This window comes from Pseudomonas sp. BTN1, assembly GCF_001907715.1.
Taxonomy (GTDB): domain Bacteria; phylum Pseudomonadota; class Gammaproteobacteria; order Pseudomonadales; family Pseudomonadaceae; genus Aquipseudomonas; species Aquipseudomonas paracarnis.
In genome coordinates this window covers 44993-57915 of the sequence record NZ_MPBM01000038.1, presented here as the reverse complement: position 1 = coordinate 57915, position 12923 = coordinate 44993, and the positions used below count along the sequence as shown (strand labels likewise).

Sequence of the window (12923 nt, the reverse complement as noted above, 5' to 3'; positions counted from 1 at the left end):
GAGGTGCATCATGCACAAAAAATACACGCCGGCACGCCGCGACGGGTTTACCAAATATCGCGCACGCCACTCTCGTCACACCCTGCTGTTACTGCCGCCAGCAAAGCGCCGTGCATTGCAGCGCAACTTGATCTTTATCGGCATGACCCTGGGCCTGGTCTTTGTCGTCGCGTTGATTTCAAAAGCCCAAGCCGCAGGCGGCGCTTATGTGGTTGATGACGGTGCGATCAACGCGCCGGGGGAATGCAACGTCGACGCCTGGTACAGCGCCCATCGGCACGCGGGCAGCACCCACAACAGCAGCTTGTCGCCCGCGTGCACGTTCAGCGCTATGCCTGCCGTGCAATGGGGCGCCGCGTTGTCACGGGCCGTGGATGCAGGCAAAGGCGAGACGCAGATCAACCCGCAAGCCAAGGTGCAGGTGCTGTCACGACAAGAGTTGGGCTTGGAACTGGCGATTGCGGTCGGGGCGCATGTCGCGCTGGATCGCCATCACGGGTTCGACGGCGCAGATCTGAACATCCCACTCACATGGCAACCCCTGGCACCCTTGCGCCTGAACCTGAACGCCGGCTGGAGCCACGCCTACAACGACGGTGATCAACAGCATCGCCTGACTTGGGGCACGGGGTTCGAATATCAGTTGGCAGAGAAGCTCACGCTGATTGGCGAGCGTTATGGCCAGGAAGGCGGCGAACAGGCCTGGCAGGCTGGGCCGCGTTTGCACATTGGTGAATGTGTCGACGTGGACCTGCTGGTCGGGCGCAGCCTGATTGGCGATCGCGCCCAGTGGCTGACCACTGGGGCGACGCTGAGGTTCTAGGCTTTGGCCTGCTGCTCCAGATGCACCTGCAATTGCGGATCGATTTGCAACTGACCGGCCAGGTCGTCGAGGTAATTGCGCTCGGCGTCCTGCTGATCGTTGACCAGCATCACGCTCGCCAGGTAAATCTCCGCAGCAAGTGCCCGGTCATTGGCATACTCGGCAAAATCGGCGGCATCCAGGGGCTTGGCGACTTCGGCGTCGAGCCACTGCTGCAACTGAGGGTCGTCGGTGTGACGGCCAATCTCGGCAGAAATCATTTGCTGCTCTTGCGCATCGATTTTGCCATCGGCCTTGGCCGCCGCGATCAACGCACGCAGTACGCCGTGGCTATGGGCTTCGGCTTCAGGCCCTTCAAGCTGGTCAACGGTCTGGATAGCTTGCTGCGGGGCCGAAGCCTGTTGGCGTTGCCACGCTTGGTACGCTTGGAACGCCGCCATGCCCAGGGACGCCAGCGCCGCGTAGTTCATCCCACCGCCGCTACGCGTTTGGGTGGCCCCACCCGCCGGCGCGCCGCCCAACAAGCCACCCAGGCCACCTAATAAACCACCCAAACCGCCGCCCGCCGCAGACGCATTGCCGGTGCCGGCGCCCTTCAACAACCCTCCAAGCAACCCGCCCAGGCCGCCGCCCGCAGCTCCGCCGCCTTGCTGCCCTGCACGCAACAGTTGTTCCAGTAGATCGCTGGTATTCATGGTGTCGCCCTCCGGGGCGCAATAGTGGCGTTGATCAAACATAGTCCTCCCCTGATGGAACACCATGACCGTCGGGCGGGCAAGCTTTATGATGACGCCATCACGCCGAAAAGGGAGAACAGCGGTGAATCGCATCGAGCATATTGCGTTGATGGCCACTTACAACCAATGGATGAACCGCAAGGTCTACGACACCGCCGGCACCCTCACGCACGCACAATTGACCCTGGACCGCCAGGCGTTTTTCGGCTCGATCCTCGGCACGTTGAACCACCTGATGCTGGGCGACACCGTCTGGCTCAAACGCTTTGCCGAACACCCGGCCCACTTTGCGGCCTTGACGCCACTCAACGGCATTGCTACGCCCGGTGACCTCAAGCAATTGGCCTTCGCCAACCTTGCTGAATTATCGGCCCATCGCGCCTGGCTGGATCAACTGATCATCGATTGGGCCAACAGCCTGCACGAGTCCCACCTTGATCAACACCTGCGCTATCACAACATGCGCGGCGTGGCCGCCGAGAAACCCTTCTTCGGCCTGCTGGTGCACTTTTTCAACCACCAGACCCACCATCGCGGCCAGGTGACGACGCTGCTCAGCCAGGCGGGTGTGGACGTGGGAGTGACCGACTTGCTGGCGCTGATTGACTAAATGCCGACACGGTCAATGTGGGAGCTGGCTTGCCTGCGATGACGGTGTAACAGGTTCAATACCTGTGACTGACACATCGCTATCGCAGGCAAGCCAGCTCCCACAGCTGCCCTGTATTGCCCACAGCATCGGTGCTGTCACCTCACCTTGCTGCTCAAGTTTTCCACACTGCGCTTCACATCATCCAGGCTTCGCTTGAGGCCATCGATTTCGCTTTTCTGCCGCTCTATCGTGCTCTTCTGCTCATCCACCGTACGCTTGAGACTCGACAGCTGGCTGTCACTGCTACTGGCACTCGAGCCGTCCTTGCGCTTGAACTCATCAAACGCCCGCTCCTGGCCCTCCACTTTGCTTTTCAAGCCTTGCAATTCGCTTTGACTCTGTTTTTGCCCAGCCTGCAGCGCCTCGACATCACCAACGGAAACACCCGACGGCTTCAACACATAGGCACCGCCCACATCCATCGAGCCGGCCGTCAACTTGTCTGAAGACGACGCACTGAACTCACCCCACTGCACCGCACTCCCCGCCTGCGCCGGGCTGAGCATGGCCATGCCCAACAAACCCGCCACACCTGCGGCGATGATCCAAGCCTGCTTACGGACACTGAGCATCAAACGACTCCTTGCGAAATGCCGAAATGGCCTATCGCTATGACTGTCATTTATGGGGCTTGTTCCTGGGTGGCTTGCGTTCATCGGGACTTGACACAAAGGCCCTGTAGATCACTGATCTGCCACGCTTTTTCCTGCGCATCTTTATGCGGGAAAACCGGCTTGGAGGTTGCGCTGAAGCGGCTGGATCTATATATTCCCAACCCTGTTACACCGCGCTACCGCCCGAATGGCGAAACTGGTAGACGCATGGGACTTAAAATCCCCCGCTCGTAAGGGCGTCCCGGTTCGATTCCGGGTTCGGGCACCATCTCCTGTTCCACTGACGGCCAGCACTGTTTGTGGAACCCTTGAAAACCCGCCGTTTGGCGGGTTTTTTCGTTTATGGCGTTTCGTCGGTTTCCGTATGTTTGCAGACTTTCGTGTTTCCGAACTCTGCCAGCGAGGAAGCGCTCAGCCTGTATGAACGCTGGCTTGGCATTCCTCGCCAGGGTCCAGTGCTTTTGGACTTGCAAACCCTCAGAAATCTACCGTACCCGAGAGCAATACCGTGCGCGGCGCGCCCAAGCCGCCAGAAAGGCCGCTGCCATCCCCGCCGTTCCACGAACCAAGCCAGTACGCCTTATTGGTGACGTTCTGCACGGTGGCGCGCAAGGTCACAGGCTTGGTCTCGACCTTGAAGGCATAGCGAGCCCCCACATCGTAGGTGGTGTACGAGTCCAGCGACACCCGATGATCGTTGGTCGCGTATTGTTTGCCCGTGTGGTTGATGTTGCCGGTCAGGGTCAACCCAGGAACGTCGAGGAGGTCATACTCCGTGCCTAGCTTGGCAATCACCTTGGGCACGCCTGTCACTTGCTTGTCTTTGACACCACCGGTGACCACCTTGGTCATTTCTGCCTGGGTATAGGTCGCACCGCCCATCAGGCGCAATCTTGGTTGCAACTCGCCAAAGAACGACCATTCCACGCCACGGTTTTGTTGCTCGCCGTAGACGCCGAAGACATTGGTGAGCGGATCGGTAAAGGCACTGGGCTTCTCAATCTGGAACAGGCTGACCGTATGGGCGAAAGAGCCCAGGTCTACCTTGGTCCCCAGTTCGTATTGCTTGGTCTGGTACGGCTGCATGACCGCACCTGCGTTCTCTGCCGAGTCAGGGGCCGACGCGCCTTGGCTGAGGCCCTCGATGTAGTTGGCATAGAGCGACACCTCATCCGTCACCTTGACCAGAAGTGCGGTGGCGGGCGAGACACGGCTTTCGTCATAGCTGGTTTTCGAAGCCCTGGGGCCGAAAGCGTCGGTGGTGTTTTGCACGCGCTGACGACGGGCGCCTACGGTCCATTGCACACGGCCTTCGGCGAAGGACAGCGTATCGGCAATCGCATAGCTGCCCAGGTTGGCCCTGGTTTGCGAGGTGGTTGCACCATAGCCCGGGAAGGTCGGCGCGTTGCCAAAGTCGAGGTTGTCGTAATTTGTGGTGCCGGGGATGGCGGCTCTCGCGTCCTTGAAACTGTTGTCGGAGGTAAAACGGGTCGCGGCGATGGTCCAGGCATGATCCACGGGGCCCGTCTGGAATTTGCCCTTCAACCCGACCTCACCCGATTGCTGGGTGCCACTGCGAATCGAACGAATGGCCGAAGAGCTGATGCCACCCACATTGTTCACCAGGGTGCTTGAGTTGATCATCGCGTTGTAACCACCATCGCGCTGCCCCCACGCCGCGTAGGCAGTAAGCGAATCCGTCAGGTCGTATTCGCCCCGCACCATCGTGGTAGTGGTGTTGTTGATGGTGTAGGCCCACTTGGGTGCCAACGCATAATCGCCCTTCTTGGGGCTTGGCAAGTGGGTGACGTTGGGGGCAATTGTGTTGATCCCGAAGTAGTTGAGACCATCAATGCGTTCACGCTGTTTGTAGAAATCGAGCGATATCCGAGCCCGCTCGCCACGCCAATCCAGCCCGAGGGAAGACAGTGCCATTTTGTGTTGCTGATTATCCACGGGGGTATCGCCGTCACGGTAAACGCCGTTGAAGCGCACACCAAACTGCTTCTGATCACCAAAACGTTGCCCCAGGTCCGCGTGCACACCCCCTAGGCCTCGGGACTCATAAGTGGTGGTCAAGCGTGCCAACGGTTCGTCGCCGGCGCGCTTGGGTACCAGATTGATGCTGCCACCTACACTGCCGCTTGGCGGCATGCCGTTGAGCAGCGCCGAAGGGCCCTTGAGCACTTCGATGCGCTCCGCCAATTCGGTAGAGCCGCGCATATTCGGCGCCATGCCGACCAGGCCGTTAAAGGTGATGTCATCGGCGTTGCTGTAGAAGCCGCGGATGAAAAAGGTTTCAAAGTTGCTGCGTTTGGTGGGCACGTACACCGAGGGGTCGGTCGCACCGATCACCGAGCCGATATCCTGCGCCTGACGGTTCTGTATGTATTCATCGGTATAGCTGATGGTATTGAAAGGCGTCTCCATGAAATCCTTGTTGCCCAACAGCCCAACGCGGCTGCCGGAGGCAACCTGCCCGCCAGCATAAGCCGGCGGCAGACCTGTAGCGGGGTCCAGGACGCCCTCCACCACCGTTTCCGACAATTCCAGGCTGGCGCTGCTTGTGCCTGCTTGCGGGGCAGCGCTCGCGGCGGTGGGCGCCGCCGTCAGCCCCAGTACCAGCGCCATCTGCACAGCCGTGAACATATGACTCAAAGTAAAGCGTTGCGCAGCCTGCGGTGAATCAGGGGTAGCGCGATGTTGGCGACAGCGTTCCGACATGCTGAATTCCTTTTGATTCGGAGAATGTGTATGTGCTCACTAGGCTTTCCGAACCAGAAGGCAAAACCCTCAATAACAATCATTAGCATTTGTGTTTTTTGAAAATAAAGGCGAGTGCCTGCACGGCACCCGCCCTTGCGCCCCCAAGCACAGCGGGTCAGCCCTTGTAGCCTTGAACCACCTCGTCGGCCATGCGACCCAGGCACGTTGCACTGACGGTACACAGGTACCAGGTCTGGGCGTCGACAAAGATCACACGTCCGTTGGTCCAGGCCTTGGTTTTGCGCAGCAGCGGGTTATCCAGGCTCTTCATGTCCAGCGCCGGCCGCCGTTCCATCACTGCGGTACGGTCGATCACGTAGAGAATGTCGGGATCGGCCTGCTGGATGAATTCATTGGAGATGGGCTGGCCATGTAAGCCAGCCTCGATGTCGGTGCTGGCGGGTTTTACGCCCAGGGTGTCGAAGATGAAACCGTAGCGCGACTTCACGCCATAGGAGGTGAATGCGCCGTTGTTATGCAAAACGATCAGCGCTTTCTCCGGGCGCCCATCGGTGACGCGCCGAGTCTGTTCAACCTTGGCGTCCATTTGCGCAACCTTCTGACGAGCCAACGCTTCTTTGCCTAGAATGCGCCCCAGGGTCATGAGGTGATCCTTGGCGGTGGCGAAGAGATTGCCGTGTTGGTTGGTCAGGTCCACATCGTCATAGAGCGTCGGTGCGATCTGGCTCAGTTCTGCGTAACTTTGCGCCTGGAGCGGCGAGATCAGGATCAGGTCGGGCTTGAGGGCATGCAACCGTTCAAGGTTGGGTTGGATGGTCGACCCCACGTCCATGATGTTCGGATTGTCACGGTACTGGGTAAGGAAACTCGCGACATAGTCCTTGGCGATACCCACCACCGGCGCGTCCAGCTGGTCGAGTGTATCGAGTTCACTCATATCGAACGCCACCACACGTTGGGGGAGCTGGGTGATCATCGTGCTACCCAGTGGATGCTCGATCTTGATCGGCTCGTAGTGCGTATGCGCAGCGACTGGCGCGGACGCCTGTGCCGAGGGTTTGTCACAGCCCTGCAGGCCGGCCGCCACCGCGACCGCCAGCAGTGCCCCACGGATTGTTTTTGCCTTACCAATACTCATATCTGCTCCCTTGATAATGATGGGTTGAAGTAGTTGCAGACGAACCCCTGCTCGCTCTGCAGAATCTCGAAATCCAAATCAAAGAGATCGCGCAGGTGCGCCTCGGTGACAACCTCCGCTACCGGGCCACGCAAGTGCACCGCGCCGTTTTTCATGGCCACGATATGATCGGAGTAGTTGGCCGCGAAGTTGATGTCATGCACCACCAGAATCACGGTGCGACCTTGTTCGTCACATAAGCGGCGCAGCGCACGCATGATTTGTACGGCATGCTTCATGTCCAGGTTATTGAGCGGCTCGTCCAACAGCAGGTAATCGGTTTGCTGGGCAATGGTCATTGCCAGGAACGCCATTTGCCGCTGCCCGCCGCTCAGCTCGTCGATGTAAGAAAGGCGTAATGGTTGCAACGACAGAAACTCGATGGCTTCGTCAATGACCTGGCGATCCTGGACGGTGAGCGCCCCTCGGCTATAAGGGAAACGCCCGAAAGCCACCAATTCTTCAACGGTCAGCCGCAGGTTGAAATCGGGTGTCTGGCGTAAGGTGGCGACACGCCTGGCATATTCGCGGATGGGCACATCCGCAATGCTACGCCCGCCAATCAGCAGTTCGCCGCGGGTCGGCGCCAGCAGACGTGCGATCAACATCAGCAAGGTAGTCTTGCCTGCCCCGTTGGGCCCAATCAGCGAAGTCACCTGCCCTGGCGGGAACTGAACGCTGACGTCACTCAGGACGTGCTTGGTGCCGTAGGTCTTATAGACGTGACGAAGGGAAATCATGAAGCGCCTCGGGTTCGAATCATCAGCGCGAGGAAATACCCGCCGCACACCAGGTTGATGAGAATGCTGACGGAGGTGTTGTAGTTGAACATCTGCTCGACCATGTACTGGGCGACGATGAAAATGCCAATGGCAATGGCGCAACTCATGGGCAATGTAATCCGGTGCCGGGCGGTGCGGGCAAGCGCATAGGTGATGTTTGCCACAAACACGCCCATGAAGGCCGTCGGCCCGACGAGACTGGTTGAGACAGCCACCAGAATCGCGATCAGCGCAAGTTGCAGGCGCACGCTGCGTTGAAAATCGACACCCAGGGAAATCGCCTGGTCACGCCCCAGCGACAACACATCGAGCACCGGCAGGCTTCTTTGCGCGATAAAGCACGCCGCCGCCACCAGCAGCCCCGAATAGATCACTTGCGTGGGTTGCGCCTTATTAAAGGAGGCGTAGTTGAAACCCTGGAAGATCGAGAACTCACCAGGGCTGATCTTCAGTTGGATAAACTGGGTAAAGGTGCCCATCACCATGCTCAGTACCAGCCCAAGCAGGAGCAGCAGGTACACGTTGTTGCGTCCGTCATGGAACAGCCAACGGTGAATGAGCCCTGAATAAGCGAGCATCAACAGGATCGACAACAATACGTTACCGTTACGCCCCAACAGCACCAGGCTCTGGGTACCCAGCACCAGGATCAGCAAGGCCTGGAACAACAGGTAGATTGCCTCATACCCCATGATCGCCGGCGTCAGTATTCGGTTGCCGGCAAGGGTCTGGAAAATCACCGAAGAATAAGCAACGCATACTCCGGCAATAACCATCGCGGCCAAACGGGTCATTCGCTTGGGAATGACGTACTCGAAGTCAAAGCCTGAGCCCAAGAACAGGAACGCTATCGCCAGGACCAGCACCAGTGCCCATAGACCATAGCGGGTAGCCACACGCCTCATGCGTATTTCCTGATCAGCAACACCAGGAACAACACACCGCCTACGCTTCCCGCGGTGAGACCGATGGGCACTTCGAAGGGATAGATCAACAAGCGGCCGAGAATGTCGCACGCCAGCAACAGCGACGCGCCGCACAACGCGACGATGGGCAATGTTCGCTCCAGGTTCTCGCCGTAGTGCAACGCCACCAGGTTGGGAATAACCAGCCCGACAAAGGGAATGGCCCCTACGGTAATGACCGTGGCGGAAACGGTGACCGCCACCAGCATCAACCCCAACGCCGCATTTGCCGTGTAGTTCAGGCCCAAGCTGCCGGCCATGCCCTCGCCCATGCCGAGTACAGTAAAGCGGTGCGCGAACAGATAAGTGAGCACGACTATCGGCAAGATCAGGTAGATGATCTCGTAATTGCCCTGGACGATCTTCGAGAAGTCTCCGAGCATCCAGCCCTGCATGCTCTGCAAGATATTGTGACGATAGGCGTAGAACTCGGCGATGGCGCTCAATACGCTGCCGTACATCAGGCCGATGACCGGAACCATTACGGTGTTCTTGAACTTGATGCGGCGGATGATCGCGACATAAAGCAGGCTCGCCGCAAAGCAAAACGCCAAGGCAAACAGCATACGGCCGGCCGCACCGGCAGCGGGGGCCACCGTCAATGAAATCAGAATGCCCAGCTTTGCTGCATCCAGCCCGCCGGAAGTTGCCGGTTCGACGAAGCGGTTGCGCACGATCTGCTGCAGAATCACGCCGCACACGGCCAGCCCCACCCCCGTGAGAATCAGGGCGGCCAGGCGCGGAAGGCGGCTGGCAGTCAGTGTCAGCCAAGCGTCATCGGATAACGTGAACAGTGCCGTCCAGGAAACCTCTTTGACCCCCACCATCAACGAAAGGCAACAAAGCACGGCAAACACGCAGAGTAAGATTGCACGGCTCAAGAACCGCCCTCACCGTCTGATTCTCCAGCAATCCGCCAGCCTTTCGTGGCTTGGCGTTGGGCGAGAAAGTGCGCGTAGAGCCCTGGCTTGGCATTCAACTGCGCATGGGAGCCCTGCTCGCTGATCTGGCCGTGATCGAGCACTAGAATCTGGTCGGCCATGACCACTGTCGACAGCTGGTGCGCGATGACAATCAGCGTGCGCGTGCCGCGTAAACGCGCCAACGCTTGCGCGATCGCCGCTTGGTTCTCGGCGTCGAGAGCGGCGGTGGCCTCATCGACCAACAAAATCGGCGCCTCTTTGATCAGCGCACGGGCGATGGAGATTCGCTGTCGCTCTCCCCCGGACAGGCGTGCACCGCCCTCGCCTACTGGCGTGTCCAGGCCTTGGGGCAAGCGTTCGATGATCTCCAGGACGCCAGCCTGTGTTGCTGCTTGCATCACTTGGGCATCACTGGCATCGGGTTTACCGATGCGAATGTTGTCGGCGATGCTGCCCTGAAACAGGTAAGCATCCTGAAAGATCTGGCTGATCTGACCGGCCAGCTGCCCACTGGACATCTGCCGAACATCTACACCGCCCACCAGCACACGGCCTTGCGTCACATCGAAAAAGCGCGCAATCAGCCGCACCAGGGTGGTCTTGCCCGAGCCAGAAGCACCGACCAGCGCCGTCATGCTGCCGGGCTCGATACGCAGGCTGACATCGCGCAACACATCGGCCTGATCCTCGGCATAGCAAAAGCTCACGTTTTCCAATACGACCGATCCATCGACCGGCGCTTGCGGGGCCTGCGGCTCCGGCAAAGGGTCGACCTCGAAGATTTCGCGCACGGCATCAAGCTGACCGCGCGCGCCACGTAGCACTTCGCTATAACCTGCGACCTCCAGAAGCGGGTCGATAAAGCGGCTGACCAACAGCAACGACACGATCACAGCGATGACCGAAGACGGTGCCAGGCTTGCGCTCAACTGATCACCCAGCCATAGCGTGGCAGCCACCAGCAAGACGGCGAAGCCGGCCTGCACCGCCCAGGCATTGAACACCACCGACATCGCCGAGACGTGGATCAGCCGCTTTGCAGACTGCTGCTGGCGCCCGATGGCCTGCTCGAGAAACTGGGTGCCGCCGTCCTCGCCATTAAAGGCGCGGAGCACCGATTGTGCCTGGGCAAATTCGACCATGCGCTGGCTGGTCTGCGCGGCGCTGTGCTGAAAGCGTTGGTCGGCGCGCTGCCCCAGTTGAGCGGTCAGCGCAAAGATACCCAACAAGAGGGGTAAAGCCAGTAGCGCGATCAATCCCATTTGCCAATGTAAGTTGAACAACGCGGCAACGATTACAACCGGTGTGACCACCCCTGTGATCAGCGGCGTGAAAACGTGGGCCGGAAGCTGAGCCAATTCCATCATGCCCTGGGAGGCCAAATGGCTCAGTCGTGCGGTATTTTGTGCGCTGAACCAACCGACCGGCAAACGCGCCACATGGTCGCCCAGCCGATGACGACCACGCTGCAGAACAGCGATACCGACGCGGATACCCGCCTTCTCCACCGTCCGTCGCAAGGCCCAGCAAACCAGCACCCCGATCACGAGCGCAGTCAGCCATTGCCCTGCTGAGCGCACATCACCGTTCAGCAGACGAGTGAGCACCGGTACCAGAGTGACAATCGTCAGCCCGCAGAGCAGGCCGTAGACGAGCGTCATCCAAAGGTAGCGGCGCAATACGCGGGCATCTTTGCCCAGCAGTTGATTAAAGGTTTTCAGCATGACGATACCGCCTGTTCCTTGGCCTGTTCGTAGCCGCCCAGCGCCCACATTCGAGCGTAGCGGCCGTTGCGGGCGAGCAGTTCGTGGTGGCGTCCCTGCTCGCAGATCGTGCCGTTGTCGATCAGGATGATTTGGTCAGCATGCATCACCGTATCGAGGCGGTGCGCGATCACCATCAAGGTTCGGCCCCGGGCGAAGCGCGACAGTGCTTGTTGAAGCTTCACCTCGTTCTCGGCATCGGCCGCCGCCGTGGCTTCGTCGAGCACCAGCAGTGGTGGGTCCAACAATATGGCGCGGGCAATACTCACGCGCTGCAACTCGCCGCCGGAAAGCTGTACATCCTCCCCGATCACCGAGTCGTAACCTCGCGGCAAGGCGCAGATGCGCTCATGGATATTGGCAGTGCGGGCTGCGTCTTCGATTTCCTGCTGACTGGCCGAGGGGCGGCCCAAGGCGATGTTGTCGCGCAGGCTGGCATGGATAAGGCGTACCTCCTGCAACACAAAACCGATGCGCCGGTACAACTGCGTGCTCTCGATGTGCCTGAGGTCGACGCCGCCCAAGGTGATGCGCCCTTCACTCGGGTCGAAGAAGCGCAGCAACAGACGGGCCAGGGTCGACTTGCCGGAGCCCGAAGCACCGACAATCGCGGTCACCGTGCCCGGCTTGAGGGTGAAGTTGACGTCCTTGAGCACCGGGGTCTGGCCGTCGTAGCTGTAGCCGAGCTGCTCGACACGTATTTCGGCATTTTCCGGCAACGCTGGCGCGGCAGCTGCCAAGGTTTCCAGCACGGGCGTTTGCAACAGCGTATGAACGCGCTGCGCTGCGCCCGTAGCATTGTTCAAGTCATGGGTGACGTAGCTCAGCAGCAACAGCGGCGCACAGATTCCCGGCGCCACCAAGGCAAAGGGCAACACGTCTACCGGTGTGATCCAGCCCAGGCTCACCCAAAGCGTCCCAAACGTCAGCACTACGCCGAGCACCGCCACCGGGGCAATCATCGCGTGAGCGTTGGCCATCGCGCTGACCAGCGGGCGGGTGAAGTCGGTAAAGGCCTCAGCGAAGCCATCAACCGCCTTGCGGTAGCTGCCATGGGCCTTGCCCTCGACCCCGAAAGCCTTGACCACAGGAATGCCATTGACGAACTCAACCACTGCATTATTGATGCGTGCCATGCCGGCGCCAAATGACTGCATGTTCGCCCCACTGGCCTTGGTGGCCCTGGAGAAAAACAGGAAGAACAGCGGGAACGGCAACAGCGAAACAATCGCCATGCGCCAGTCCATGACGAATAGGTAGAGAACCGAAACAAGAATTGCGCCGATGGTACGACCCAAGGTGGTAAAGAAGTGCGCGGTCAGGCTGTGCAACGTGCCAATGTCGTCTTGCATCGCTTGCTTGACCTCGCCGGAAGCCCGACTGGTAAACCATCCCAATGGCACCTTGGCCAGACGGCGGGTAATCGCCCGACGCAAATGGCCGGTGATGCGGTTGTCGGCCAGGTGCGCAGCCATTTCGCCCAGCGAAATCAAGGTCATCCCGAGAAACAGGCAGGCCAGACTGATGATGACAACCCGCCAGACTTGATCCTGCATCTGGCTCCAGGCTGTCGCCACCTCATCTTGGGCCATTGCAAGCTGTGCGATATGGGCGATACCGGCCAGGGGCACCAGCGTCAGCATGGTACCGATGGCGGCCAATACCGCCGCGACTATCAGTTGCCCACGTATGGGTCTGAGTATCTGAGATACCGTGCCGGCAACGCCGGGTTCATCTGTAGCACTCATGAGTTCTCCTGA

At 59.6% G+C, this 12923-nt stretch carries 11 protein-coding genes and 1 tRNA gene; 3 read left to right on the top strand and 9 right to left on the bottom strand.

The features are described 5' to 3' along the window. Positions 1-10: 10 nt before the first annotated feature. Positions 11-823 carry a hypothetical protein gene (locus BMH52_RS18870; RefSeq protein WP_072434600.1) on the top strand — a complete coding sequence of 271 codons (813 nt, stop codon included), beginning with the start codon at positions 11-13 and terminating at the stop codon, positions 821-823. Here the strand turns inward: BMH52_RS18870 and BMH52_RS18865 are convergent. Then, positions 820-1518: a tellurite resistance TerB family protein gene (locus tag BMH52_RS18865; protein ID WP_072434677.1), complete on the bottom strand. Its 699-nt coding sequence runs from the start codon at positions 1516-1518 to the stop codon at positions 820-822. The genes BMH52_RS18870 and BMH52_RS18865 overlap by 4 nt on opposite strands. A gap of 124 nt (positions 1519-1642) precedes the next feature. Between BMH52_RS18865 and BMH52_RS18860 the strand changes: the two genes are divergently transcribed. Beyond that, positions 1643-2170 (top strand): DinB family protein, encoded by a 528-nt coding sequence (locus BMH52_RS18860; protein WP_072434601.1) that lies wholly within the window; start codon positions 1643-1645, stop codon positions 2168-2170. A gap of 137 nt (positions 2171-2307) precedes the next feature. On the opposite strand, the gene BMH52_RS18855 is transcribed toward BMH52_RS18860, so the two are convergent. Continuing rightward, a complete protein-coding gene (locus BMH52_RS18855; RefSeq protein ID WP_072434602.1) occupies positions 2308-2784 on the bottom strand; it encodes a hypothetical protein in 477 nt (158 codons plus the stop codon). A gap of 223 nt (positions 2785-3007) precedes the next feature. Between BMH52_RS18855 and BMH52_RS18850 the strand changes: the two genes are divergently transcribed. Further along, a tRNA-Leu gene (locus tag BMH52_RS18850) sits at positions 3008-3094 on the top strand. A 209-nt stretch (positions 3095-3303) separates the two neighbouring features. Here the strand turns inward: BMH52_RS18850 and BMH52_RS18845 are convergent. From BMH52_RS18845 to BMH52_RS18815, 7 genes are all read right to left on the bottom strand, one after another. Next, entirely contained in the window at positions 3304-5550 is a 2247-nt protein-coding gene (locus tag BMH52_RS18845; protein ID WP_073844664.1) for a TonB-dependent siderophore receptor, read from the bottom strand. Positions 5551-5707: 157 nt separating this feature from the next. After that, on the bottom strand, positions 5708-6691 hold the full coding sequence (locus tag BMH52_RS18840) for a siderophore ABC transporter substrate-binding protein (protein ID WP_019817090.1): 984 nt from the start codon (positions 6689-6691) through the stop codon (positions 5708-5710). Next, positions 6688-7470 carry an ABC transporter ATP-binding protein gene (locus BMH52_RS18835; protein ID WP_019817091.1) on the bottom strand — a complete coding sequence of 261 codons (783 nt, stop codon included), beginning with the start codon at positions 7468-7470 and terminating at the stop codon, positions 6688-6690. The genes BMH52_RS18840 and BMH52_RS18835 overlap by 4 nt, the downstream gene beginning before the upstream one ends. Then, positions 7467-8417 (bottom strand): iron chelate uptake ABC transporter family permease subunit, encoded by a 951-nt coding sequence (locus tag BMH52_RS18830; protein ID WP_072434604.1) that lies wholly within the window; start codon positions 8415-8417, stop codon positions 7467-7469. Before BMH52_RS18830 ends, BMH52_RS18835 begins: the two co-directional genes overlap by 4 nt. Continuing rightward, complete coding sequence (locus BMH52_RS18825) at positions 8414-9358, bottom strand: ABC transporter permease (protein WP_014718544.1); 945 nt, start codon at positions 9356-9358, stop codon at positions 8414-8416. The genes BMH52_RS18830 and BMH52_RS18825 overlap by 4 nt, the downstream gene beginning before the upstream one ends. Further along, a complete protein-coding gene (locus tag BMH52_RS18820) occupies positions 9355-11124 on the bottom strand; it encodes an ABC transporter ATP-binding protein (RefSeq protein ID WP_073844661.1) in 1770 nt (589 codons plus the stop codon). The genes BMH52_RS18825 and BMH52_RS18820 overlap by 4 nt, the downstream gene beginning before the upstream one ends. Continuing rightward, positions 11118-12911, bottom strand: coding sequence for an ABC transporter ATP-binding protein (locus BMH52_RS18815; RefSeq protein WP_072434606.1), 1794 nt, complete (start codon positions 12909-12911; stop codon positions 11118-11120). Before BMH52_RS18815 ends, BMH52_RS18820 begins: the two co-directional genes overlap by 7 nt. Positions 12912-12923: the final 12 nt, after the last annotated feature.